A 26011-nucleotide genomic window follows, 5' to 3' on the forward strand; every position below is an offset into this window, starting at 1 on the left:
TAGTAGGATGTTCAATGAAAACAAAGACAAAGAAGTTATATTTCAGGATAAAAGGGACTTTAAGCTGAATTTAGCCTATGTTCCCACATGGAAATATCTTGGACTAAATAATTTCCACATTAAAAATTGTAGACTTTCCAAAATAAACCCTTATAATAAGGATTATATAAATTATAAAATTGAAGATTTTAAAGATGATGTTATAATGCCTATGAATAAAGGAATAAAAAATGAATATTTTCATGATTATCCCAGTTTTAAAAAAGCAGCTTTATTATGTGGAGATTTTGTAAACTTGGGAGAAGAGATGTTTAATTCAGGGGTATTTATAAAAGTTCCCCAAAATAGGATTCTGCATTCAAATGTGAGGCTTGATTTTAATTTGGATAAAGATAATAATATGGTCATAGATCATAATATAATCGTAGCGGAACCAAATAGTAAGGTTACTTTTATAGTAGATTATCATACAGATAATGAAGAAATAAGTGCCTTTCATAATGGACTGACTAAAATAATTGCAAAAGATGGGGCAGAGGTGAATGTTATAAAAGTTCAAAGGATGAATAATAAATCCTTTCATTTCGATTGGAATATGGCGCTTTTAAAGAAAAGCGCAAAAATAAATTGGATAACCATAGAAATTGGAAGTAGTATAAATGTTACAAATTATAATTCCGATTTACTAGGAGAACATAGTGAGGTTAATATTTATTCAGCTTATATGGTGGATGGAGATAGAAAACAGGATATTTATTATACTAACAATCATTTTGGTGAAAAGAGTGTCAGTAATATGTGGATAGAAGGAGTTCTAAAGGATAGAGCAAAGAAGACATTTAAAGGTAATATAGATTTTAAAAAAGGATGTCATGAATCCAAGGGATCACAGATAGAAGAAGTACTTCTTTTAAATTCTGAAGTGAAAACAGACTCTATTCCAATGCTTCTTTGTGAGGAAGAGGATGTAGATGGGGCACATGCAGCCAGTATTGGTAAAATAGATGAAGATGAACTTTTTTATTTAATGAGCAGAGGTTTTAATTATAGTGAGGCACAAAAGCTTGTAATAGAAGCCAGATTCAATCCTATTTTTGATAAAATTCCTGAGGAGAATTTGAGAAAACTTTTATCTGAAGAACTTAATAGGAGGATTATATAATGAATGGTTTAGATGCAAAAATAACAAATATAAATGTAAAAAAAATAAGAGAGGATTTTCCTATACTATCTATAAAAGTGAATGGAAATGATTTAGTATATTTAGATAATGGTGCCACAACTCAAAAACCAATACCTGTGATAAAAGCTGTTGAAAACTATAATGAAAATTATAATGGAAATCCTCATAGAGGTGCTCACTATTTGGGAATCACATCCACAGAAGCCTATGAGGGAGCCCGTGAAAAAGTAAGAGAATTTATAGGAGCAAAAAAATGCTCTGAAATAATATTTACAAGAAATGCTACAGAGTCTCTCAACTTGATAGCGTATACCTACGGTATAAATTTTATAAACAAAGGGGATGAAATAGTAATTCCTATATCAGAACATCATAGTAATATACTTCCCTGGCAAATGATATCAAGGGCCAAAGGTGCAGTACTCAAATATATGTATACTGATAAAAATGGTAGACTAACTGAAGAAGAGTATAAAAGTAAAATTACAGATAAAACAAAGCTTGTTTCCATTGCACAGATGTCCAATGTACTTGGAACAAAATATCCAGTTAAAGAAATTGCAAAATATGCTCATGAAAAAGGAGCTGTGGTTATAGTGGATGGAGCCCAGAGTGCCCCCCATATGAAAGTAGATGTGTGTGATATTGATGTAGATTTTTTTGTGTTCTCAGGTCATAAAATGTTGTCTTCCATGGGGATTGGAGTACTTTATGGAAAAGAAGAACTTCTGCTAAAAATGCCGCCTTTTTTAAGAGGAGGGGATATGATAGAATATGTCACAGAACAGGAAGCTACTTTTGCAGAACTTCCATATAAGTTTGAAGCAGGAACTCAAAATGTAGAAGGAGCTGTGTCTATTGGAGCAGCTATTGATTATTTAAATTCAATAGGACTTGATAAGATTGAAGCATATGAAAAAGAACTTACAGAATATACACTTGAAAAAATCAGTGAAATAGAGTATGTTACAGTATATGGAGCTAAAGATACAGAACATAGGGGAGGAATTATTTCCTTCAATGTAAAAGATGTGCATCCTCATGATGTGTCAACAATATTAAATAATTACGGAGTGGCAATAAGAGCAGGACATCACTGTGCACAGCCCCTTATGAAATATTTAGGTATACAATCATCTTCAAGAGCTAGTTTCTATTTCTATAATACCTATGAAGAAATAGATAAATTTATAGAAGGTCTTAGGCAGGTAAGGAAGTGGTTAGGATATGGACGATCTTAATATGATATACTCAGAAATAATAACAGAACATAATCAAGATACTACAAATAAAAGATATATAAAAGATGCAGATGTAAAAGAGAGAGGACATAATCCCAGCTGTGGAGATGATATAACTCTTTTATTAAAATTTAATGGAGATGTAATAAGTGATTTGGCCTATGAAGGCAGTGGATGTGCTATATCTCAGGCTTCTACATCTATGATGATAGATTTGGTAAAAGGTAAAACTATTGATGAAGCTATAGATTATGTAAATCTCTTTATAGGAATGATAAAGAAAGAAGTTACTGATGAGAAAGAATTAGAAAAACTAGAAGATGCCATTGCCCTTAAAAATATATCTACCTTGCCTGGCAGAGTAAAATGTGCAGTGCTTGCATGGCATACTTTAGAAGAAGCTATAAAAAATAGAAAAGTAGTTTAAAAAAATAAATCTCCTACCCTAAAATCAGTATTTTTTTAGGTGGGAGATTTTTAATTAAAAAGCTGATGATCCACATAAGCTATAAAATAGGATTGGTTAACTCTATTACATTTATAGCTGACAGATATTCTTCATATAGTTTATTTATATCTTCCTTAGATGCAAAGGAAGATTCTATTCCATTTTTTATAACTTTTTTTATGTCATCAAATCTAAAGCTTTGATATTTTATAAGATAATTGAATTCTTCAATTAAGTTAGTATTTGATACAGTTGTATTATCGGTATTTACTGTAATGATTAGATCTTCATCTAAATATTTTTTTATAGGATGTTCCTGGTAAGAAGTTACAGCTGAAGTATTTACATTACTGGTTATACATACTTCTAGGGGAATTCTATTTTCTTTTAGGCAGGTTATTATTTCTTTGTCTTTGTATGCATAAGTGCCGTGTCCTATTCTTTCCGCCCCTAAAATATTTATAGATTTTATTATGTTTTCTGGCAAACCTGTTTCTCCAGCGTGTACTGTCCGATGAAGTCCGTATTTTCTGGCTAGTGTAAAAGCTTCTTCATGAATTTCAGGAGGAAAGTCTGATTCATTTCCCGCAAGATCTACGGCAACTACACCTTTGCCAACATATTTTTTAGCTGTATTTACAAGTTCTATTCCTTTTTCTACAGGTTCTTGTCTTAGTATACATAAAATTAAGTTAGACATAATATTTAAATGAGTCCTTCCGTAATTCATAGCAGTTAATACAGTATTTATAACCTGATCTAAGGTTAAACCATCTTTTAAATGATTAAAAGGGGCAAAGCGTATTTCTATATATTTTATATTTTGTTTTAAAGCATCTTCTAATAGTTCTAAGGTTACCCTATATATATGTTCTTCCTTCTGCATGATTTGTATGGGAAGGTTGAACTTATTTAAGTATTCTTTTAAAGAAGTACATTTTCCAATAACTTTAATTTCTTCTTGGAAGTTAGCTAGTTCTTTATTTGGAAGGGGTATGTTCTCTTTATAGGCAATATCTAAAATAGTTTCTGGCCTTAAACTACCGTCTAAATGACAGTGTAAATCTGTTTTGGGAATAAGTTTAAGTATTTTATTTAAATTCATTATAGTATCACTCCTCGTATAATAAGTTTATAGTAAGTTAAATAACTGCTATAGACTTATTTATTTTTTATATTTTGTATAGATTAAGAAAGCACCTCAATTTTTCCAGTGGGAATTCTCCCAATTCAATATTGCTGATTCTTGTACTTTCCAAATCTATACTGTTTTAACCTATTATTTATTAACGGATTTCCTAATGCTAAAATAATCATAATGGAACTTTAGCGAAGGTTACTGCTGATCACTCCTGCAAAACACATTGTGTTATTGCCCGTAAAGCTTGCAGCCTGACCAAAGTATCATATTCTGCTTACACAAATGTTGCATCTCCTTTCGTAGCCACCAGCAAGGTCTTGCGTCTGGATGAATGCTAACTACGCGAGGTTGCAGTCAGTACTTTGGATTAGGATAATTCCTTTCTAATTTCCTCATTACTTTTGAAAGGTGGTGATTTCATGAAGAAATTAGATTACTTATCAACTCTATTTGTTGGTATTGACATTGGTGCCAGACAAAATATTGTCTCTGCTATTAACTTTGATCAAGAATTCTTGATTAAAATGAAATCTGTTCCTAATACACAATTTGGTGCAGAGCAACTAGAAACCATGCTTGTTAAGGTATTAGAAAACTGCACTTTTAAAACTGTAATAATCGGCTTAGAATCTACTTCCTTTTACGGAGTACATATAGCTAATTTTTTATCTTCAAGTGAAGGTCTTATGCCTTACAAGCCTTATGTTTACTGCTTAAACCCTAAGGAAGTTGCTAACTACAAAGATTCCTTCAATTCTCTTGATAAAAATGACCGCATCGACTCTTTTGTTATTGCCGATTTTGCAAGAGTTGGCAGAATTCATACTGATCCCTGGCGCGGCTCTCAATATCTTGCTCTACAAAGACTTACAAGACACAGGCTTCATATTGTTGACTGCTTAACCAGAGAAAAGACTTACATGTTATCCAATGTATTTCTCAAATTTAGTGAATTTGCTTTGTTACAAGGTATTCAGCATCCTTTTTCTGATAAATATGGTGCTACTGCTTCTTCTATACTCACCGAGTTTTTGTCTTCTGAAGATATTGCAAATACTTCAATTGAAGAGCTTGTTGACTTCGTCAGTAAAAAAAGTCGTAAACGGATTTCTAATCCTCAGATGACAGCTGAAATTCTTAAGCAGGCTGCACGTAATTCATACCGCCTTGATAAATGTTTATATGAGCCTTTAACAACCTCAATTGCCTGTTCTTTTAACTGTATTCAGGCTTTTGAGAAAGAACTTAAAACTATTAATAGGGCTATTGAAAAAGCTGTTATGGGAATGAACCCTTTGGAATACCAAATTTTAATGTCAATCCCTGGTTTTGGTCCTGTTTACTCTAGTGGTATTCTTTCAGAATTAGGTAGTGTTCATGCATTTATTTCTCATAAGCAAACTCAACCTTAGCCTAAGAATTACTTGATAATATAGTATCATTATTAGTATACATTTACAATAAAGAGACTTTAATGTATGTTAATACATTATTTGTCTAAATGTAATATTTGATAGTATAATTTATGTTTTAAAGTAAATAAATGTATTATATTAATTATTGCAATATATGAAATAAAGTAATACAATAAAAAAGGTTGTAAAAAATTAATAAATGGAGTGAAGATTTATGAAACGAATAGAGCAACTTAGAGAAAGATTAAATGAACTGGTTGTTAAAAGTGATGTATTATATAGAGGAGAAGTATTGAAGTTAAGTCAGGAATTAGATGAGTTAATATATATTCAATATAACAAGAACATTAAAGAGAATGGTGATGGTTTTCAATATGATATGTAAAAATGATTTTAAATGTATTGGAAAAGTATGAGGTATTGGTATCCTAAATATAAAATTTATTTGTACATATTACATTTAAAATGAAAAGCTTGTGTGTATAAATTTTTATAAAATCATATAATGTATGATAAAAGCATATAATGCTATAAGTCCTCTTACTGTTCCAATTACTTTATAGGATTAAATGAATCAATTCTTATAAAATAAAAAGTGATATAATAATGTTGACAAAGGGAAAATGAGATGATATACTGTAAAAGCTGTCTGGGGAAAACAGGCGGCAGTAAAGATAAAATGTGATCCTTGAAAATTAAACAGAATGAATGAAGATAGGTAAACTTATTTATTAAGAATAAACCAGCAATTCTTTTGAGCTGCGAGAGCAGTAAAGAGAGTAATTTCGTAATGTAGTATATTCAAGCAGTATTCTGCTGAAAGAGATATACTAAAATTACTAGTAGCGAGTACAGCGAGGAAAAGGCTGAATGAGGAGCGGAACTTACTTATGTAATTGAGCACCGGAATGAGGCATTTGACGAAGCTGGGCGAAGCTAATAGTAATTTTCAACAGAGTCAAATAAAACTTTTAAAATAAGAGTTTGATCCTGGCTCAGGACGAACGCTGGCGGCGTGCCTAACACATGCAAGTCGAGCGAGGAAGCCCCTTCGGGGGTGGAATAGCGGCGGACGGGTGAGTAACACGTGGGTAACCTGCCTCAAAGAGGGGGATAGCCTCCCGAAAGGGAGATTAATACCGCATAGAAGGTAAAAATCGCATGATAAATACCTTAAAGGAGCAATCCGCTTTGAGATGGGCCCGCGTCGCATTAGCTAGTTGGAGGGATAAAAGCCCCCCAAGGCGACGATGCGTAGCCGACCTGAGAGGGTGAACGGCCACATTGGAACTGAGATACGGTCCAGACTCCTACGGGAGGCAGCAGTGGGGAATATTGCACAATGGGGGAAACCCTGATGCAGCAACGCCGCGTGAGTGAAGAAGGTTTTCGGATCGTAAAGCTCTGTCATCCGGGACGATAATGACGGTACCGGAAGAGGAAGCCACGGCTAACTACGTGCCAGCAGCCGCGGTAATACGTAGGTGGCGAGCGTTGTCCGGAATTACTGGGCGTAAAGGGTGTGCAGGCGGATATTTAAGTGAGATGTGAAAGACCCGGGCTTAACCCGGGCAGTGCATTTCAAACTGGATATCTAGAGTGCAGGAGAGGAGAACGGAATTCCTAGTGTAGCGGTGAAATGCGTAGAGATTAGGAAGAACACCAGTGGCGAAGGCGGTTCTCTGGACTGTAACTGACGCTGAGGCACGAAAGCGTGGGTAGCAAACAGGATTAGATACCCTGGTAGTCCACGCCGTAAACGATGAGTACTAGGTGTAGGGGGTATCGACCCCCCCTGTGCCGCAGTAAACACAATAAGTACTCCGCCTGGGAAGTACGATCGCAAGATTAAAACTCAAAGGAATTGACGGGGACCCGCACAAGCAGCGGAGCATGTGGTTTAATTCGAAGCAACGCGAAGAACCTTACCTGGACTTGACATCCCCTGAATGACTCGTAATGGAGGAAGCCCTACGGGGCAGGGAGACAGGTGGTGCATGGTTGTCGTCAGCTCGTGTCGTGAGATGTTAGGTTAAGTCCTGCAACGAGCGCAACCCCTGTCGTTAGTTGCCAGCACGTAAAGGTGGGCACCCTAACGAGACTGCCGCGGTTAACGTGGAGGAAGGTGGGGATGACGTCAAATCATCATGCCCCTTATGTCCAGGGCAACACACGTGCTACAATGGGCAGAACAGAGAGAAGCAATACCGCGAGGAGGAGCAAATCTCAAAAACTGCCCCCAGTTCGGATTGTAGGCTGAAACCCGCCTGCATGAAGTTGGAGTTGCTAGTAATCGCGAATCAGCATGTCGCGGTGAATACGTTCCCGGGTCTTGTACACACCGCCCGTCACACCATGAGAGCTGGCAACACCCGAAGTCCGTAGTCTAACCAAGGAGGACGCGGCCGAAGGTGGGGTTAGTGATTGGGGTGAAGTCGTAACAAGGTAGCCGTAGGAGAACCTGCGGCTGGATCACCTCCTTTCTAAGGAGTCGAAAGGCTGGGAAAAAACCTGCCTTAAAAGCTGGAATTTGAGATAAATAAGTTGCCCTTTATTCTGTTTAATTTTGAGGGATCATAGTCAGTTGACGATAAAGGATTGACAGTTAGATTCCTATTTCAATTGAGCAGTGCAGACTGTAATAATAAATTGTGCACTGTGAATAGTAAATTGAAATAAAATTGTCCTTTGAAAATTGCACAGTAAATAAAAGAAGTAAAGCTAAGGTTAGAAATAACCTTTGTAGTGGATAAGTATAAATGAGTTTATGCTTATTTTAATAAGATGTAGTTCCTATATTAATATAATTGAGAATAAAGTTTTAATTATATTTACGTAGGACAAAGAAAATTAGTGATAACGAGCAGAGCAAGGAAAGACTTGAGTGAGGAGCAGAGTTTACTTGTGTAAATAAGCACCGCAGGGAAAGGCTTGACGAAGCTGTGCGAAGTTAGCAGTAATTTTCGGTAATCAGGTCAAGCTACAAAGGGCGCATGGAGGATGCCTTGGTACCAGGAGCCGAAGAAGGACGTGATAAGCTACGAAAAGCTCTGGGTAGGCGCAAATAGCCAGAGAACCAGAGATGTCCGAATGGGGAAACCCACCTATAAAACAATAGGTACTGCATGCTGAATATATAGGCATGGAGGGGAAAACCCGGGGAACTGAAACATCTAAGTACCCGGAGGAAGAGAAAGAAAAATCGATTTTCTAAGTAGCGGCGAGCGAAAGGGAAAGAGCCCAAACCGGAAACTTGTTTCCGGGGTAGAGGTCAGGTGATAAAAAATGTGGAAGCTTAAGTGAATTCAACTGGAAAGTTGAGCCGCAGAAGGTAAAAGCCCTGTAAGTGAAAAGCAGAAGCAAAATAACCTGTACCGGAGTACCACGAGACACGAGAAACCTTGTGGGAAGCAGGGAGGACCACCTCCCAAGGCTAAATACTACCTGGTGACCGATAGAGGAGGAGTACCGTGAGGGAAAGGTGAAAAGAACCCCGGGAGGGGAGTGAAATAGAACCTGAAACCGTGTGTCCACAAACAGTCGAAGTACGTTAAAGTACGACGGCGTGCTTTTTGTAGAACGAGCCAGCGAGTTACGGTATGCAGCAAGGTTAAGTACTTAAGGTACGGAGCCGAAGGGAAACCGAGTCTGAAAAGGGCGGGGAGTTGTATGCCGTAGACCCGAAACCGGGTGACCTATCCATGGCCAGGTTGAAGCGGAAGTAAAATTTCGTGGAGGACCGAACCACGTTGGTGTTGAAAAACCATGGGATGAGCTGTGGATAGCGGAGAAATTCCAATCGAACTCGGAGATAGCTGGTTCTCCCCGAAATAGCTTTAGGGCTAGCGTCGGGAGTGAGTAATGGAGGTAGAGCACTGACTGGGGTAGGGGCTGACAACAGTTACCGAACCTTATCAAACTCCGAATGCCATATACTTGAATCCCGGCAGTCAGACTGCGAATGATAAGATCCGTAGTCAAAAGGGAAAAAGCCCAGACCAACAGCTAAGGTCCCGAAGTGTAAGTTAAGTGGAAAAGGATGTGTGATTTCGAAGACAACTAGGATGTTGGCTTAGAAGCAGCCATACATTTAAAGAGTGCGTAATAGCTCACTAGTCAAGAGGTCATGCGCCGAAGATGTCCGGGGCTAAAACTTACCACCGAAGCTATGGGCCTGAAAGGGCGGTAGGGGAGCATGCTGCACAGGGAGAAGCCATACCGGAAGGAATGGTGGACAGTGCAGGAGAGAGAATGCTGGCATAAGTAGCGAGAAATAAGTGAGAATCTTATTGGTCGAAAACCTAAGGTTTCCTGGGGAAGGTTCGTCCGCCCAGGGTAAGTCGGGACCTAAGCCGAGGCCGAAAGGCGTAGGCGATGGACAACCGGTTGAGATTCCGGTACCACATTTTTGCGAAAAAGAACAGAAGGGATGACGCAGAAGGATAGGATGTGCACACGAATGGATGTGTGTCCAAGGAGTGAGGGAGGACATAAAGGAAAAGCCGTATGTCCGATAATCCTGGGCTTTGAAGGGGAGTCCGCAAGGACGAGTATCTGATTTCACACTGCCAAGAAAAGTCTCTATGGAGCAGGGATGTGCCCGTACCGCAAACCGACACAGGTAGGTGAGGAGAGAATCCTAAGACCATCGGAAGAATTGTTGTTAAGGAACTCGGCAAATTGACTCCGTAACTTAGGGAAAAGGAGTGCCTCGAAAGAGGCCGCAGAGAAAAGGCCCAAGCAACTGTTTATCAAAAACACAGGTCTCTGCTAAAGCGAAAGCTGAAGTATAGGGGCTGACGCCTGCCCGGTGCTGGAAGGTTAAGGGGACTGCTTAGCGCAAGCGAAGGCAAGAACTTAAGCCCCAGTAAACGGCGGCCGTAACTATAACGGTCCTAAGGTAGCGAAATTCCTTGTCGGGTAAGTTCCGACCCGCACGAATGGCGTAATGATTTGGGCACTGTCTCAACAACAAATCCGGCGAAATTGAAGTGCAAGTGAAGATGCTTGCTACCCGCGATTGGACGGAAAGACCCCGTAGAGCTTTACTGCAGTTTATCACTGAATTTTGGTATTGCCTGTACAGGATAGGTGGGAGGCAGAGAAGGAAGTGCGCCAGCATTTCTGGAGTCAACGTTGGGATACCACCCTGGCAGTACTGGAATTCTAACCGGAGTGCATGAAACTGGACACGGGACAATGATAGGCGGGCAGTTTGACTGGGGCGGTCGCCTCCAAAAGAGTAACGGAGGCGTACAAAGGTTCCCTCAGAAGGGTTGGAAATTCTTCGTAGAGTGCAAAGGCAGAAGGGAGCTTGACTGTGACACACACAGGTGGAGCAGGGACGAAAGTCGGGCTTAGTGATCCGGTGGTACCTCGTGGGAGGGCCATCGCTCAACGGATAAAAGCTACCTCGGGGATAACAGGCTGATCTCCCCCAAGAGTTCACATCGACGGGGAGGTTTGGCACCTCGATGTCGGCTCGTCGCATCCTGGGGCTGGAGTAGGTCCCAAGGGTTGGGCTGTTCGCCCATTAAAGCGGCACGCGAGCTGGGTTCAGAACGTCGTGAGACAGTTCGGTCCCTATCCGTCGCGGGCGTAGGAAATTTGAGGGGAGCTGTCCCTAGTACGAGAGGACCGGGATGGACTGACCGCTGGTGAACCAGTTGTTCCGCCAGGAGCACAGCTGGGTAGCTAAGTCGGGAAGGGATAAACGCTGAAAGCATCTAAGTGTGAAGCCCACCCCAAGACAAGATTTCCCATGGCGAAAGCCAGTAAGACCCCTCCGAGAAGAGGAGGAGATAGGTCAGGGGTGTAAGCATGGCAACATGTTAAGCTGACTGATACTAATAGGTCGAGGGCTTGACCAAATAATATTTACTGTGCAATTTTGAGGGGATACTATAAAAAATATATGGATTAGATTATTGTTAAGATTAATGTAAAGTTTTAAACTTGATGTAGAGAGATTTCTTCATCAAGTTTTTTTTGTTTATCCGAATGATATTATTCTTATTAAGAATTACTTAATAAACTTCTTTTTATTGTTCTTTTATTTACATTTAAAACATGTTATACTAAAGTTGAATAGATTGTTTACATATTAACAATCTATATAGACATAGGATGTATGTTTTATTTGAATACGTGAAAATTTTCACATAGTAAAAGGCATATATTAGGAGGCATAATAAATATAATTTTCATATATACTATATAAAAATTATATTTATTGTTAATATTTTAGTTTTGTTGAGTTAATGGTTGTTACAAGGTAATGAAGTCGTTTACAAAAAGGCGCTGATAATTTTAAGTACATAGGTTGAAGTCTCATGGACAACTGATTAAATGTATGAATGAGAGTATTAAATGGGATTATTTGAATTGATAAATTTATAGAGGTGAAAAATTATGGGCAATAAAAAGAAAATTTATGTATGTTGTGGAACAGGGTGTATAGCTAAAAATAGTATGTCAATTTTTGAAGAATTCAGAGATAAAATACACGAGATGGAAATTGATGCAGAAGTATCAGCTAAGTTGACATCCAGCGTATGTAGTGGAATATGTGATAAGGGCCCTGTAGTTAAAATTTATCCGAATATAACTTATTATGGGGTTAAAATTAAAGATGTTGAAGAAATAATTCAAAGGACAGTGGTGAATGATGAAATTGTTAGTAGATTGATAAAAACTACTCCTTCTATGAAGGAGAAGTTAAAAGATTATCATGAAAGTGGATTTTATAAAAGACAGTATAAAGTAGCTCTAAAAAATGTGGATGATATAGATCCTACTACCATAGATCAATATATTGAAAAAGGTGGATATGAAGCTTTAAAGGAAGTACTACTTGAAATGAAACCGGAAATTATTATAGGTGATAGAAATTGCATGGTGGATGTTGTTAAAGATTACTTGAATTTTTTAAGTAAAGAATTTTGCGGGAAATGTATACCCTGTAGAGAGGGAGTAAAGAGAATGCTGGAGATGGCTACTGATATCTGTGAAGGTAATGCAAAGGAAAGAGATATAGAAAATATGCTTCAGATGTCTTATGTTATCAGTCAAGCTTCTTTATGCAATCTTGGTAAGCGGGCACAGAATCCAATAATGATTGCTATTAGATACTTTAGAGATGAATTTGAGGAACATTTGAAAAATAAGCGATGTAGACAAGGAGTTTGTAAAAATCTCACTACCTTTTATATAGATAAAGATAAGTGCATGGGATGTAACTTATGTAAGAAGAATTGCGACAGTAATTGTATTACAGGGGAATTTAAAAAACCTCATGAAATAGATGAGAGTAAATGCATAAGATGTGGCAATTGTATAGATATATGTAGATTTGATGCTATTAAGATTTTATAAAGAGGTGAGTTTATAATGAAAATTGTGATAAATGGTGAAAATTATGAAACCCAAAAAGGAGATACCATATTAAAAGTAGCTAGAAGAAATAATATATATATACCTACACTATGTCATAGTGATGCATTGCCTGGTTTGGCTACCTGTAGATTTTGTATAGTAGAGGTTATAGATGGAGAAGAATCTAAAGTGGCGGCTTCTTGTATATCTCCTGCGAATCCGGGAAATAGGGAAATAGAAGTCATAACTGATTCAGATAAGATAAAAAGGATGAGGAAAGTCATAGCTATGCTGCTTCAGGCTAGATGTCCCAATAATAAAGAAGTAGAAAAATTTGCAAAAGCTTTTGGAGTAGAGAAAAGAAAAGTAAATAGATTTAAATTAGAAAAAGGAGAAGATTGTGCTTTATGTGGACTTTGTGTAAAGGCCTGTAAGGCAGTGGGGGTGGGAGTACTTTCTTTAGTCAACAAGGGTATATATAAGAAATTGGATACTTCTGATAAATCCACACAAAAATGTATAGGGTGTGGTTCCTGTGCTAATGTATGTCCCACTAATGCCATAGACATTATAGATAAAGATGGCAAAAGAGAAATATGGGGCAATAAATTTAAAATGGTGAAATGTGATTGCTGTGGAGAATACTTTGCTACGGAAGAGCATGTTAAATATGCTTATGATAAGTTAGGAATAGAACAACCGGAAAGATTTTACTGCAGCAGGTGTAAACGGGAACAAGCAGTTCAGGGTATGAACCATGTATTGGGAAGTATTTAAAGTTATGTATTAGAATAGGAAAGGTGGTAAGTTAAATGGAAGAGCATGCAAATTCTTTTGTAATGGCAAATTCAAATAAATGCATAGGATGTAGAGCCTGTGAAATTGCCTGTGCTGCAAGGCATAGAAAAAATAATTCTGGAGGTACTGTTGGAACTATGAATAATGAAGTGGTACCTAGATTATTTCTTGTCAAAAAAGAGAGTATGGCAATGCCCATACAATGTAGACATTGTACAGAAGCTTTTTGTGTAAATGTTTGTCCTGTGAAAGCTATAGTTGAAAATCATGGGTCAATATTTGTTCAGGAGGATAAGTGTATAGGATGCAAAAATTGTATGCTGGTATGCGCAGTAGGAGCTGTGAATTTGTTACCAAGAATTGAAAGTCAGGTGAGTAAAGGTAGGATCAAACCTAAAGCTAGTGCCGTAGCATATAAATGTGATTTATGTATAGAAGAAGGTGGAAAACCTGCCTGTATCGAAGAATGTTCACAGGGAGCTTTGAAATTAGTAAAATGTGAAGAAAATAAACACTATAGTGGAGAGCTTAATACTAAGAAAACATTATAATTAATTAAATGAAATAAAATTTTATTAAGAAAGGAATGTTAGATATGTGGACTAATACCCCCATGATAAATATAGATAGGGAATTATGTACAGGTTGTAGACGATGTGCCGATGTATGTCCAGTAGATGCTATAGGAGGCAACAAAGGTGAACCACAGGCAATAGATATGGAAAAATGTATTATGTGCGGCCAATGTATTCAAATTTGTAAAGGATATTATTCTATATATGATGATGTTGCTACACCTGTGAGTAAAAAATTGTTTGATAGGGGATTATTAGATAATGTAGATGAACCACTTTTTGCGGCATATAGTACAAGCAGGATTAAAAATGTTAAGGAAATACTTAGAAATACAGACGTATTTAAAATCGTGCAGTGTGCTCCTGCTGTAAGAGTTGCCATAGGAGAAGAGTTTGGACTGCCTTTTGGAACTTTAAGTGAGGGAAAAATGGCAGTTGTACTTAGAAAAATTGGATTTGATAGGGTATATGATACAAATTTTGGGGCAGATCTTACTATAATGGAAGAAGGTAGTGAACTATTAGATAGGATAACAAAAGGGGGAACCTTACCTATGTTTACTTCTTGTTGTCCAGCATGGGTGAAATACATGGAACAAACTTATCCAGAACTTTTGCCTCATCTTTCCAGTTGTAAATCTCCTCAGCAGATGGCTGGTGCCATTTTTAAAAGTTATGGAGCTGAAATAAATAAAGTGAATCCAGCTAAGATATATAACGTAGCTGTTATGCCCTGTACCTGTAAAGAATTTGAGAGTGAAAGAGAAGAAATGAGCTGTAATGAATATAGGAGTGTGGATATAGTTATAACTACGAGAGAATTAGCACACTTAATAAAGGATGCGGATATTGACTTTAATACTCTTTCCGATGATAAATTTGATGATGTGCTGGGGATGTATACTGGAGCGGGAACTATATTTGGTTCTACTGGAGGTGTAATGGAAGCAGCCCTTAGAACAGGATATGAATTATATACTAAGAAATCTATTCCTAAAATAGAACTTACTGATATCAGAGGAGGACAAGGATTTAGAACTGCAGAAGTGGAATTAGGAGATTTTAAATTGAAGGTAGGGATAGTATCAGGTTTAAAGCATGTAAAAAAAGTATTGGATATGATAAAAAAGGGAAAATGTGATATGCATTTTATAGAGGTAATGACGTGTCCAGAAGGCTGTGTCAGTGGAGGAGGACAACCCAAAATTATATTTGAATCAGATAAGAATATAGCCTATGATGCTAGAAAAAGGGGACTTTACAATCATGATTCCAGTCTTCCTTATAGAAAGTCTCATGAGAACCCAGGTATACAAAAATTATATAGTGAATTTTTAGGAGAACCTTTAGGATATAAATCTCATGAACTGCTGCACACAAAATATAAATCAAGAAAGAATATTACTTTATAATATATATAAATTCATAATTTATAATATTTAGGATTTAAATTAATAAAAAATTAACATAAAAAAAAAGATAAGTAAATACAAATGGGTTAAGCATAGTCAATATAAAAATAGGAATAATCTGATCTATAATTGTTCTTATATCATGTATATTGTAATTGATTTTTTAATTTTTAAGCAAATGTGGAAAAGTTTTTTTCATTTGTCAATGATATTAGTAAATAATCTATGAAAATTTAATGATTTTATTTATAAAATGATGTATAATTCTATTTATCAGATACAATCTTTACTTTACTTTATGTTGTTGCTGTTGTATTATTGAAATTATTTATGTATTTTCCAGAATTTCTTCATTGGTATATTGAAATTTATCAATATTATGTTAGTATATGAAGATGTAAAGAAAGTACATAAATATATATAAAAAATACAATTTTAAATAGTTAATATAGGTATTAAACTAAACAATATTTTGCAAGATAAGTATATAAAAATGATATACAATAGGAAATGTAAAAATATTAATAAAAATAATTTTAAATTTCATGGAGGTGTTCTTATGGGACAAGAAGCATTAGGTATGATTGAAACAAAAGGATTGGTTGGAGCTATTGAGGCAGCTGATTCAATGGTAAAGGCAGCAAATGTTCAATTAATAGGAAAAGAACAAATAGGTTCAGGACTTGTAACCGTTATGGTAAGAGGAGACGTAGGTGCAGTAAAAGCTGCTACAGATGCAGGGGCTGCTTCAGCTAAGAGAGTAGGAGAACTTGTATCAGTACACGTTATTCCAAGACCTCATACAGATGTTGAAAAGATATTACCTAAAATTGGTTAATAGTATCAAATCTGATTGTTAATGAAAGCAGTTATGTTAAGTGATGATTTAATCGAAAAGGTTTTAAATCAGTGTAACAAAAGTATAATTTGAAAAATTTTGACCTATAAAATTTTAGTAATACATTAGGAAATTGGATCTAGTTTAATAAGGGCTCCGTTAATAACAGTTGAATTTGCAGAAAAAGCTGTAGGTGTTAAATATGAAAATTACAGAGGTTAAAACTGGACATTAAGGTTATTAATCATTAAGTAACTGCTAAAGATGTATCTGATGAAAAAGGGCAGTAGAAGAACCACTTGAACAAGAATTAAAAGTATAGTGATTGAGTGGTATTTTAAGTGCTGTTATGCAGTCAGTAATTGCCGCCCAAGAAGTAAGAGACAGAGGTAGTTGCCTTAAAATTATTGGGACAAAGTTCTGTTTCTGCTACTAACTTTTATATCTAAAGAGGGTGGTGTAAATTAGTGAGAAGATCTGAAAGATTTGAGATATTAGAACAAAGGTCAATTCATAAGGATGGCTTTGTGGAAGAATGGCCGGAAATAGGACTTGCAGCCATAGAAAGTCCTAATAATCCTATTCCAAGTGTTAAAGTGGAAGATGGAAAAATAATTGAGATGGATGGAAAGAGCAGAGAAGAGTTTGATTTTATAGATATCTTTCTTGCAGAACATTCAATCAATGTAAGAAATACAGAAAAAGCCATGGCAATGGATTCACTGGATATTGCTAGAATGTTGGTGGATATAAATATTTCCAGGGATGAAATTATGAATATAGCCAATTCACTTACAGCGGCAAAATTGGTAGAAATAATTAGTAACTTAAATGTAGTAGAAATGATGATGGCTCTTCAGAAGATGAAGGCCAGAAGGACACCTGCAAACCAAGCATGTGTGACTAATTTGCGGGATAATCCTGTTCAAATTGCGGCAGATTCAGCGGAAGGAGCCCTTAGGGGTTTTGCAGAAATGGAAACAAGGGCAGGAATGTTAAGATATACCCTTTTCAATGCAATTTCAATTTTAATAGGTTCTCAGACAGGAAGGCCTGGGGTATTAACACAATGCTTACTGGGAGATGCTACAGAAATTAAATTGAGTATGCTTGGTTTTGCTTCTTATGTGGAAACTATATCTGTATATGGTACAGAAAGTGCATTTGTAGAGGGTGATGATACTCCCTGGTCTGATTCTTTTTTAGCTTCAGCATATACTTCGAGGGGATTTAAAATGAGGTTTTCTTCAAGCATTGGTTCTGAAGTTCAAATGGGATATTCAGAGGGAAAATCAATGCTTTATTTAGAAGCAAGATGTATAATGATGGCTAAAGGTACAGGGGTTCAAGGATTGCAAAATGGATTAGTAAATGGTGTAGGCATTTCAGCAGCAGTACCAGAAGGTATGAGGGCAATCTTAGGAAGAAGCCTTATAATTGAAATGCTTGGACTAGAAGTTGTATCAGGTAATGAGCAAGTTTTGACAAATTCTGAAATTAGAAAAACTTCAAAAGCTATGTTGCAATTTCTGCCTGGAGTTGATTTTGTATCTCCGGGGTATAATTCTACTCCAAGTTACGATAATATGTTTACACATTCCAATTGGAATGCAGAAGATTATGATGACTGGTTAATTTTACAAAGAGATTTAAGAATTGATGGGGGTCTTAAGCCTGTTAAAGAAGAAAAAGTTATAGCAGTTAGGAATAAGGCTGCTAGAGCAATTCAGGCTTTATTTAAGGAATTAGGATTGCCATCTATAACTGATGAAGAAGTGGAAGCTGCAACTTATGCCCATGGCAGTAGAGATATGCCAGCTAGAAATGTAGAAGAAGATTTAAAGTCAATTGAAAAATTATTGAATAAGGGCATTACAGTTTTAGATATAGTTAAGGGACTTTACAGCGGAGGCTTTGCTGATGTTGCTGAAAATATACTTAATATGTTTAAGCAGAGATTAATAGGGGATTATTTGCACCAGTCTTCAATATTTGATGAGCAGTATAATGTTATAAGTGCAATAAATGATAGAAACGATTATATGGGCCCTGGAACTGGTTATAGGGTGGAAGCAAAAAAATGGGATGAATTGAAGAATGTAAACTTTGCTTTAGAACCCCATAAGATTTAAAAACATTAATTATTTATCTTAAATTTTACAGGTAACCATTGATTATGTAAAAATTTTCAGATTTAAAAACATTATGAGTAAATTTTGAATAGGGGTGAAGCCATGAGTAGTAATGATTTAATAGAACAAATAGTTAAAGAAGTTTTGAAAAGTATGGAATCTATTCAAAATGATGAACAGAAATATGAGTCTGAAGAAATTCATGGCAGTGGAAGAGCTTGTGAAATTGTAAGTAAAAAAGATTATCCTTTAGGTAAGAAGAGACCAGAGCTTATAAAGACAAGTACAGGTAAATCTATAGATGATATAAGTTTAGAAAATGTGTTAAGTGGAAAAATAACTTTAGATGATGTTAAGATAAATAAGAAAACACTTTTATATCAAGCTCAAATAGCAGAATCTGTGGGTAATATTCAACTTGCAGCAAATTTTAGAAGAGCAGCTGAACTCACTGTAGTTCCAGATGCTAGGGTATTGGAGATTTATAATGCCTTGAAACCTCATAAATCTACAAAACAGCAATTAATTGAAATAGCAGAAGAACTTGAAAGTAAGTATAAGGCTAAATTAAATGCTGAGCTTGTTAGGGAAGCAGCTGAGTCATATGAAAAAAGAAATATGATAAAAGTGTAGATTTAAAGAGTAGTGTTTAAGTTTTAAACATTGGATATACTGAGATAAGTTGTAGTATGATACCAATTTAGAGATGCAGCTTTTGGTTATAATAAAACGAATAAGTTTGCCTGTAGTAAAGCTTTGGAGAAATCTATAATGGAGACAGAGCCGGTGCAATTAAAAACGATAGGAGCAGTACTTCATCGCTATAAACTTAAAGAAAATCACCCTCTTATTAATAAAGGACTCTAAATATTTATGAAAGAATAAAGTAGATGTAGAATAATTGGGTGTAACGCTTCAAGATTCTATAAAGTTATACCTTTGAGATCAATTTATAGTGCAAGTAATGAGAAATTAGAACAACAGACAAAATAGTTCTGTAGTCATTTCTATTTTTAAGAAGTATAATTATTCTCTAAAATTTATGCATTAACTCCATAATGTAGCAAGGGGGGGATTTTGATGAATGGAGAAGCTATTGGTGTTATTGAAACTATTGGAATGACTGCAGCAGTTGAAGCTGCAGATAGTTGTGTGAAATCGGCTAATGTGACCCTTATAGGCTATGAGTTGTCAACAGGAGGACTTGTAACAATTAAAATAGAAGGTGACGTAGGAGCAGTTAAAGCTGCCATTGATGCAGGAAAAGTAAGTGCAGAAAGAATAGGTACTGTGGTTGGAACGCTTGTCATACCAAGGCCTGCACAGAATTTACACAAGATTATAGAATCCAATTCAACAGTAGGAATTAAAAATACAGAATCAGAAAAAAATTTAATTTGTGATAAAGATGTGGACGTACAAGAAACTTTAGTTACTGAAAAGAATTTAGAAACTGAAGGGCTGGAAGAAAAACCAGTTTCAGAGGAAACTAAAAAGCCTGAAGAGGAGTCAGTTCTAGAGGAAGCTGAAGAGCCTGAAGAAGAACCAGTTTCAGAAGAAACTGAAAAACCTGAAGAGGAGCCAGTTCCAGAAGAAACTGAAGAGTCTGAAGAGGAATCAGTTCCAGAGGAAGCTGAGGAGTCCGAAGAAGAACCAGTTTCAGAAGAAACTGAAAAACCTGAAGAGGAGCTAGTTCCAGAAGAAACTGAAGAACCAGAAGAAGAGTCAGTTTCAGAAGAAACTGAGGAATCAAAAGAAGAATCTGTTTCAGAAGAGATTGAAGAATCGGAAGAAAAGCCAATTTCAGAAGAAACTGAAGAACCAGAAGAGGATTCAGTTCCGGAAGAAACTAGAGAACCGGAAGATTTAGCTCTTGAGAAAAATATAGAATCGGAAAAAGATTTAACTCCTGAAAAAGATGTAGAGTCAGAAGAGAATTTGACTCTCAAGGAAAGCGTAGAGCCAAATGATAATAATTTTAATGAAGAAGCAAAGGAAAAAGACGAAGAAGTAGCTGTTAAAAAAGATAAAGGTAAAACTGGAAATCATGTTTCTTCAAAAAAGAATGCTAAGGATAATGAAGTATGTAATATATGTCGTGATCCTGCATGCCCTAGGAGAAAAGGACAGCCAAGGCATTTATGCCTTCATTATAAAAAGATGGGAAAGTGATGAATTATGGTAGAAATAAATGAAAAACTAATACAAGATATAGTAGCTAAAATCGTAACTGGAAATAAACCTGAACCTAAGGCTGAAATTGATAAAGATGGATTTTCTATACCTGTAGGTATATCCAATAGACATATACATTTAACTAAAGAGCATTTAGAATGTTTATTTGGTGAAGGATATGAATTAACAGTTAAAGGTTCAGTAAAACAACCAGGACAATTTGCAGCAAATGAAACTGTTGCCATTGCAGGACCAAAAGCTATTTTTCCTAAAGTAAGAATTTTAGGACCTATAAGAAGCTATAGCCAGATTGAAATATCCAGAACGGATTCACGTACTCTTGGCATAAAAGCACCAGTTAGAAATTCTGGAGATTTAGATAATTCAGCAACTCTTTCTGTTATTGGACCTAAGGGATCAATAATCCTAAAGAATGGAGTTATATGTGCTAATAGACATGTTCATATGTTACCAGAACAGGCAAAGGTTTATGAGGTAAAAGATGGAGACTTAGTAAAGGTAGAAACTATGGGAGATAAAGGAGTTATTTTCAAAAATGTTTTAGTTAGAGTAACTAATACTTCTGCTTTAGAATTCCATATAGATACAGATGAAGCTAATGCGTGTGAAATAAAAAATGATGCTTTAGTTAGAATATTAAAATAAGCAGGTGATGATATTGGCAAGAAAGCTTTCAAGAATTTTATTAGGAGTAAATGATCCACCTAAGAAATCTTCAAAACGTGATGTGCCTAAAGAAACTCCAAAGGAAGTTTCAGAAGAAACGCCAAAACAGAATTCAAAAGAAGTCTCAAAAGAAAAAAGCGTACCTAAGAAACCAGCTAAAAAAAGTATATTAGATGATGCTAATGCATTCATAATGGATATGGAAAAAGTCATGAAAAAGCCTAGGGCAGTGGGAAAAGATGATAAATTAAAGGTTGGAGTAGATTTAGGTACTTCTAATATTGTTGTAGCAGTATTAGATGAGAAAAATAAACCAGTGGCAGGAGAATTATTTTCTGCAAATGTAGTTAGAGATGGTATAGTTGTTGAATATCTAAATGCTGTGACTATACTCAGAAAATTAAAAGGTAAATTGGAGGGTACTTTAAATAGAGAATTATTGTATGCTGCTACAGCTATACCTCCAGGAATAAGTACAGGGAATACAAAAGTTATTCAAAATGTGGTAGAAGCAGCAGAATTTCAAGTAAGTAATGTAGTAGATGAGCCAACTGCGGCTTCTGAAGTTTTAAAAATAAAAAATGGTGCAGTGGTGGATGTAGGTGGTGGAACTACGGGAATATCCATATTACAAGATGGAGAAGTAGTGTATTCAGCAGATGAACCTACGGGAGGACATCATTTAAGTTTAGTTGTAGCTGGAGCACTTCAGATGGATTATGAAGCGGCGGAAAAATATAAAGTTGATATGAAAAATTATAATAGAGTGTTTACATTGGTAAGACCAGTAGTAGAAAAGATGGCAGATATAGTTGTTCAGCATATTAAGGGATTTAATGTAAATGAAATTTATCTGGTTGGAGGAACCTGTTGTCTAAAAGATATAGAAAAGATATTTGAAAAGTATACAGGTATAAAAACTATTAAACCACATGATCCCCTTTTAGTAACACCTATGGGAATTGCTATGAATGATACTAAATTCAGTTAGGAAATATTCTATAAAGTGCGGCTAGGGGTTAAATGACTTAAAAATAAGTGAGGTGAGTAAATGGATATTCAAGATTTACTAAGGCCTATAGTTACTCAAATTGTAAATATGTTAAACAAGAGAGCACTTTTGTTTATATCTGGAGGAGAAGTCAACTTAAAAGAAATATTTGAATCTCTTTCTTCCATGGGCATTATAAAATACGATATAGTTATGACAGAAAATGCCAAAAGTGTTATTCCAGAAAGTTACATTAGTAGTTTAAAAGGAAAGATGATAGAATCTAAAGAAGAATTGAGTGGTGCTTTAAAAGCAGATGATTTAATAGTAATACCTGTAATGACTAGAAACACATTGTCTAAGTGTGCGGTTGGAATACAAGATAACTTAGTTACTACGGGGATAGCAGAAGCTCTTATGATGGATAAAGAAATAATTGCAGTAACAGATAGTTTTGATCCAGAAAATCCTACAAATGTGTCTTTAGGACTTAATAAAAATAAAGCATATAATAAATTTATATTGAATTACAAGGATACTTTGAGTAGTTTAGGAATTAATTTTGTAGAAGGAAATAACTTGAAGAAAGCAATAGAAGAAAAATGTGTTCTTATAAATCACAGGACTGTACATGGTGAGGAAAAGAGTGAGCCTGTGAATAAAGAGAATATGGAAGATCTGATCAGTGCTATAGTAGAAAAACAAATAAATAGCAGACTCGGAAATATGAAGCCAGTAAACAATACTGTACAACAACAAGCAAGTAATACTGTAGAAAAAGTAAAAGACACACCAACAGTTTGTGAGATTCCAAAGGTATCTTCAGATACAAGTTCAAATGAACCAAAAGTAGTTGAAGACAAAGGAATGTTATCGGGGATTATAACAATGAAAGATATTATGCAAAATGCTCACGGGTGTAAAGAAATTAATGTAAAAGAAGGTGCTTTAATAACTCCTTTAGCAAAAGATTATATAAAAAATAATGATATAACTGTAAGGTATTGTTAATAGCTGAGAAATTTTAAGAAAAGGAGAATAAATATGTTTTTAGCTAAAGTAGTGGGAAACGTTGTTTCTACTCAAAAGCATGAAAAGCTCATAGGAAATAAACTTCTAATAGTTAAAAAACTAGATGAAAAAGAAAATATAATACAAACTGAACCTATGGTTGCTATAGATACAGTAGGTGCCGGCATTAACGAAATTGTTATTGTGGTTACAGGAAGTGGAGCAAGAAAAGCAAGCAATACTATAGATATACCAACAGATGCTTCAATTGTGGGGATTGTAGATTCCGTTGAGTGGAACGAAAGTTTGATTTAATGCATCCTTTTCAAAATAATGTTTTATATAGTTGATTTTAGTAAATATATTCTTAAATAACATTGTGTATGAGTAGAATATATATTACTTTATTTTTTAAAAGTGCTCTTTATTGTATTTACCCATTGTATTTGCAAGTGAAGGTTGTGTGATATTTTTATAATATTGTGGTGCTAATATAAGTAAAGGATTAACAGTTGTAAATTTCTTTACTGAACTTAGAAAATGAAGTATAATGTCATAATAGTAATATAAATATTGCAACACTTTAGAGGGAAGAGAGGTGTAATAGATGGATTTACTAAAAAAGATTAAAGATGCAGGTATTATAGGAGCTGGAGGAGCAGGATTTCCGACTCATGTAAAACTGAATACTAAAGTTGAATATTTCATAGTAAATGGTTTGGAATGTGAACCATTGCTGCAGTCAGATAAATATTTGATGAGAAATTACAGTGACGAAATAGTAGAGACAGTACAGAAAATAGGGGAAGCAATTGGAGCAGCACATGCTGTAATAGGCTTAAAAGCAGCTTACCATACTGAAATAGAAGCACTTAAAAAGTCCATAAACAAATTGAATTCAACAGTAGAGTTATTTTTAAGTGAAGCATTTTATCCTGCAGGTGATGAGCAAGTATTGGTTTATGAAGTAACAGGAAGGACAATACCACCAGGAGGAATACCTTCAAGCGTAGGAGCAGTGGTATCAAATGTAGGTACAGTAGTTAATATTGCTGATGCTATTAATGATAAACCGGTTACATATAAGTATGTAACTGTTATAGGAGAAGTAGGAAACCCTTCAATCATAAAAGTTCCAATAGGAACAAAAGTTATGGAATGTATAGACAAATGTGGGGGCACTACAGTAGATGACTATACAGTAATAATGGGTGGACCTATGATGGGAAAGAAGCTTTCAAAAGAGGAAGCAGAAGACACAGTTATTACAAAGACTAATGGAGGAATTATAGTAATTCCAAGGAACCATCTTATACAGCAAAAAGAATCAATATCAATAGATCACATGATAAACAAGGCAAAATCATCCTGTATACAATGTCATTATTGTACAGATATGTGTCCAAGATTCTTAATTGGACATCCATTGCATCCACACAAGGTAATGAGAGGCATAGCTTTGGCTGAAGGAAATGAAGCACTTAAAGAAGCAATAATATGCTGTCAATGTGGAGTGTGTGAAATGTTTGCATGTCCTATGGGATTGTCACCAAGGAGAATGAATGCATATGTTAAAGCACAGATGATGGCAAAGGGTATAAAATGGAAGAATGAAACAGACCAATTTGAAGGCAGAATAATGAGAGAAGAAAAGAGAATACCAACAGGTAGATTAATCGCAAGATTAAAAATGAGTAAATATAAAGGACAGTCAATTAAAGAGGGAGAAGAATTAGTCCCAGGACAGGTAAGTATTCCATTGAAGCAGGGACTTGGAGCACCATCTACAGCAATAGTTTCTGTAGGAGATGTAGTGGAAGTAGGACAGATGGTAGGTGCAATAGACGAAGGAAAAATGGGAACAAATGTGCACGCCAGCATTAAAGGCGAAGTTGTAGAAGTAAATGAAAATGTAGTCATAAAGGCTATATAAAAAGTTGAGGTGATATCATGGTAAGAACTATAGGAATGGTAGAGTTAAATAGTATAGCGAAAGGAATAAAAACAGCAGATGCCATGGTAAAGGCTGCAGAAGTAAAGCTGCTTTTATCAAAGACTGTTTGTCCAGGAAAATACATTATATTGATTACAGGAAATGTAGGAGCTGTTACAGCTTCAATAGAAGCGGGAGTAAGTATAGGAGGACAGCATGTAGTAGACAAGTTATTACTTCCAAATGTACATGAACAGGTAATTCCTGCAATAAATGAAGCAACAGGTGTTTCACAATTAAAAGACCTAGGAGTTATGGAGTTCTTCAGTATAGCAACAGGTATAGTTGCAGCAGATGCAGCAGCTAAATCAGCAGATGTACAGCTTATAGAAGTTAGAATGGGAGTTGGAGTAGGAGGAAAATCCTTCGTAACTTTAACAGGAGATGTAAGTGCAGTTAAGAATGCAGTAGAAGCTGGAGTTAATGTTTCACTTGAAACTGGAATGCTTGTAAATAGTGAAGTTATATCCGGACCAAGCAAAGATTTATTACAATATTTATTGTAAGTTTTAAATTTGTTAGAAATGCACCTTCTTATGCAGAAATGCTTTGGAGGGAAGTATATAATTAATAGTAAAAGTAATATAAATATTACGA

20 protein-coding genes and 2 rRNA genes are annotated in these 26011 nt (G+C 35.6%); 21 read left to right on the forward strand and 1 reads right to left on the reverse strand.

What is annotated here, in order from left to right:
* The first annotated feature begins 7 nt into the window (after positions 1-7).
* The 3 genes from sufD to sufU are packed head-to-tail and all read left to right on the forward strand — an operon-like array spanning position 8 to position 2851.
* A complete protein-coding gene (gene sufD, locus CKL_RS04070; RefSeq protein ID WP_011989398.1) occupies positions 8-1162 on the forward strand; it encodes a Fe-S cluster assembly protein SufD in 1155 nt (384 codons plus the stop codon).
* Positions 1162-2424: a cysteine desulfurase gene (locus CKL_RS04075; protein WP_011989399.1), complete on the forward strand. Its 1263-nt coding sequence runs from the start codon at positions 1162-1164 to the stop codon at positions 2422-2424. The genes sufD and CKL_RS04075 overlap by 1 nt, the downstream gene beginning before the upstream one ends.
* The gene (gene sufU, locus CKL_RS04080; protein ID WP_011989400.1) at positions 2411-2851 is read left to right on the forward strand and encodes a Fe-S cluster assembly sulfur transfer protein SufU; all 441 of its coding nucleotides are present in this window, start codon (positions 2411-2413) and stop codon (positions 2849-2851) included. Before CKL_RS04075 ends, sufU begins: the two co-directional genes overlap by 14 nt.
* A 79-nt stretch (positions 2852-2930) precedes the next feature.
* Here the strand turns inward: sufU and add are convergent, their stop codons facing one another.
* Positions 2931-3977 (reverse strand): adenosine deaminase, encoded by a 1047-nt coding sequence (gene add / locus CKL_RS04085; RefSeq protein ID WP_011989401.1) that lies wholly within the window; start codon positions 3975-3977, stop codon positions 2931-2933.
* 455 nt (positions 3978-4432) lie between these two features.
* On the opposite strand from add, the gene CKL_RS04090 reads away from it, so the two are divergent.
* From CKL_RS04090 to CKL_RS04170, 18 genes are all read left to right on the forward strand, one after another.
* Positions 4433-5425, forward strand: a complete 993-nt coding sequence (locus CKL_RS04090; protein ID WP_011989402.1) for an IS110 family transposase — start codon at positions 4433-4435, stop codon at positions 5423-5425.
* A 217-nt stretch (positions 5426-5642) separates the two neighbouring features.
* The gene (locus CKL_RS19700) at positions 5643-5813 is read left to right on the forward strand and encodes an aspartyl-phosphate phosphatase Spo0E family protein (protein WP_011989403.1); all 171 of its coding nucleotides are present in this window, start codon (positions 5643-5645) and stop codon (positions 5811-5813) included.
* Between the two features lie 587 nt (positions 5814-6400).
* Positions 6401-7911: ribosomal RNA gene (locus tag CKL_RS04095) — 16S ribosomal RNA — on the forward strand.
* Between the two features lie 490 nt (positions 7912-8401).
* Positions 8402-11298: ribosomal RNA gene (locus CKL_RS04100) — 23S ribosomal RNA — on the forward strand.
* Together the 16S and 23S rRNA genes form the textbook arrangement of a ribosomal RNA operon.
* A 541-nt stretch (positions 11299-11839) precedes the next feature.
* A complete protein-coding gene (locus CKL_RS04105; RefSeq protein WP_011989404.1) occupies positions 11840-12802 on the forward strand; it encodes an NADH-ubiquinone oxidoreductase-F iron-sulfur binding region domain-containing protein in 963 nt (320 codons plus the stop codon).
* Between the two features lie 15 nt (positions 12803-12817).
* Positions 12818-13579, forward strand: a complete 762-nt coding sequence (locus CKL_RS04110; protein WP_011989405.1) for a 2Fe-2S iron-sulfur cluster-binding protein — start codon at positions 12818-12820, stop codon at positions 13577-13579.
* A 35-nt stretch (positions 13580-13614) separates the two neighbouring features.
* Positions 13615-14151 carry a 4Fe-4S dicluster domain-containing protein gene (locus CKL_RS04115; protein ID WP_011989406.1) on the forward strand — a complete coding sequence of 179 codons (537 nt, stop codon included), beginning with the start codon at positions 13615-13617 and terminating at the stop codon, positions 14149-14151.
* Between the two features lie 62 nt (positions 14152-14213).
* Positions 14214-15587: a [FeFe] hydrogenase, group A gene (locus CKL_RS04120; RefSeq protein ID WP_011989407.1), complete on the forward strand. Its 1374-nt coding sequence runs from the start codon at positions 14214-14216 to the stop codon at positions 15585-15587.
* A gap of 559 nt (positions 15588-16146) precedes the next feature.
* Positions 16147-16425: an ethanolamine utilization microcompartment protein EutM gene (gene eutM, locus CKL_RS04125; RefSeq protein WP_011989408.1), complete on the forward strand. Its 279-nt coding sequence runs from the start codon at positions 16147-16149 to the stop codon at positions 16423-16425.
* Positions 16426-16892: 467 nt separating this feature from the next.
* Complete coding sequence (locus CKL_RS04130) at positions 16893-18557, forward strand: propanediol/glycerol family dehydratase large subunit (protein ID WP_011989409.1); 1665 nt, start codon at positions 16893-16895, stop codon at positions 18555-18557.
* Between the two features lie 102 nt (positions 18558-18659).
* On the forward strand, positions 18660-19190 hold the full coding sequence (locus CKL_RS04135) for a diol dehydratase small subunit (protein WP_011989410.1): 531 nt from the start codon (positions 18660-18662) through the stop codon (positions 19188-19190).
* 447 nt (positions 19191-19637) lie between these two features.
* Positions 19638-20729, forward strand: coding sequence for a BMC domain-containing protein (locus tag CKL_RS21485; RefSeq protein WP_011989411.1), 1092 nt, complete (start codon positions 19638-19640; stop codon positions 20727-20729).
* Between the two features lie 6 nt (positions 20730-20735).
* Positions 20736-21398, forward strand: coding sequence for a phosphate propanoyltransferase (locus CKL_RS04145; protein ID WP_011989412.1), 663 nt, complete (start codon positions 20736-20738; stop codon positions 21396-21398).
* Between the two features lie 13 nt (positions 21399-21411).
* Positions 21412-22410, forward strand: a complete 999-nt coding sequence (gene eutJ, locus CKL_RS04150) for an ethanolamine utilization protein EutJ (protein WP_011989413.1) — start codon at positions 21412-21414, stop codon at positions 22408-22410.
* Between the two features lie 60 nt (positions 22411-22470).
* Complete coding sequence (locus CKL_RS04155; RefSeq protein ID WP_011989414.1) at positions 22471-23421, forward strand: flavoprotein; 951 nt, start codon at positions 22471-22473, stop codon at positions 23419-23421.
* A 33-nt stretch (positions 23422-23454) separates the two neighbouring features.
* Entirely contained in the window at positions 23455-23736 is a 282-nt protein-coding gene (locus CKL_RS04160; protein ID WP_011989415.1) for a EutN/CcmL family microcompartment protein, read from the forward strand.
* 292 nt (positions 23737-24028) lie between these two features.
* Positions 24029-25354 carry a 4Fe-4S dicluster domain-containing protein gene (locus tag CKL_RS04165; RefSeq protein ID WP_011989416.1) on the forward strand — a complete coding sequence of 442 codons (1326 nt, stop codon included), beginning with the start codon at positions 24029-24031 and terminating at the stop codon, positions 25352-25354.
* A 17-nt stretch (positions 25355-25371) separates the two neighbouring features.
* Positions 25372-25920 (forward strand): BMC domain-containing protein, encoded by a 549-nt coding sequence (locus tag CKL_RS04170; protein ID WP_011989417.1) that lies wholly within the window; start codon positions 25372-25374, stop codon positions 25918-25920.
* Positions 25921-26011 lie beyond the last annotated feature (91 nt).

The organism is Clostridium kluyveri DSM 555, assembly GCF_000016505.1.
Lineage (GTDB): Bacteria > Bacillota > Clostridia > Clostridiales > Clostridiaceae > Clostridium_B > Clostridium_B kluyveri.

Coding starts and splice junctions, on each gene's coding strand:
- CKL_RS04115 (WP_011989406.1), top strand. CDS start 13,615: ATGGAAGAGCATGCAAATTCTTTTGTAATGGCAAATTCAAATAAATGC.
- CKL_RS04170 (WP_011989417.1), top strand. CDS start 25,372: ATGGTAAGAACTATAGGAATGGTAGAGTTAAATAGTATAGCGAAAGGA.
- CKL_RS21485 (WP_011989411.1), top strand. CDS start 19,638: ATGAATGGAGAAGCTATTGGTGTTATTGAAACTATTGGAATGACTGCA.
- CKL_RS04110 (WP_011989405.1), top strand. CDS start 12,818: ATGAAAATTGTGATAAATGGTGAAAATTATGAAACCCAAAAAGGAGAT.
- sufD (WP_011989398.1), top strand. CDS start 8: ATGTTCAATGAAAACAAAGACAAAGAAGTTATATTTCAGGATAAAAGG.
- CKL_RS04105 (WP_011989404.1), top strand. CDS start 11,840: ATGGGCAATAAAAAGAAAATTTATGTATGTTGTGGAACAGGGTGTATA.
- CKL_RS04165 (WP_011989416.1), top strand. CDS start 24,029: ATGGATTTACTAAAAAAGATTAAAGATGCAGGTATTATAGGAGCTGGA.
- CKL_RS04090 (WP_011989402.1), top strand. CDS start 4,433: ATGAAGAAATTAGATTACTTATCAACTCTATTTGTTGGTATTGACATT.
- CKL_RS04120 (WP_011989407.1), top strand. CDS start 14,214: ATGATAAATATAGATAGGGAATTATGTACAGGTTGTAGACGATGTGCC.
- sufU (WP_011989400.1), top strand. CDS start 2,411: ATGGACGATCTTAATATGATATACTCAGAAATAATAACAGAACATAAT.
- CKL_RS04160 (WP_011989415.1), top strand. CDS start 23,455: ATGTTTTTAGCTAAAGTAGTGGGAAACGTTGTTTCTACTCAAAAGCAT.
- CKL_RS04155 (WP_011989414.1), top strand. CDS start 22,471: ATGGATATTCAAGATTTACTAAGGCCTATAGTTACTCAAATTGTAAAT.
- eutM (WP_011989408.1), top strand. CDS start 16,147: ATGGGACAAGAAGCATTAGGTATGATTGAAACAAAAGGATTGGTTGGA.
- CKL_RS04135 (WP_011989410.1), top strand. CDS start 18,660: ATGAGTAGTAATGATTTAATAGAACAAATAGTTAAAGAAGTTTTGAAA.
- CKL_RS04075 (WP_011989399.1), top strand. CDS start 1,162: ATGAATGGTTTAGATGCAAAAATAACAAATATAAATGTAAAAAAAATA.
- add (WP_011989401.1), bottom strand. CDS start 3,977: ATGAATTTAAATAAAATACTTAAACTTATTCCCAAAACAGATTTACAC.
- CKL_RS04145 (WP_011989412.1), top strand. CDS start 20,736: ATGGTAGAAATAAATGAAAAACTAATACAAGATATAGTAGCTAAAATC.
- CKL_RS19700 (WP_011989403.1), top strand. CDS start 5,643: ATGAAACGAATAGAGCAACTTAGAGAAAGATTAAATGAACTGGTTGTT.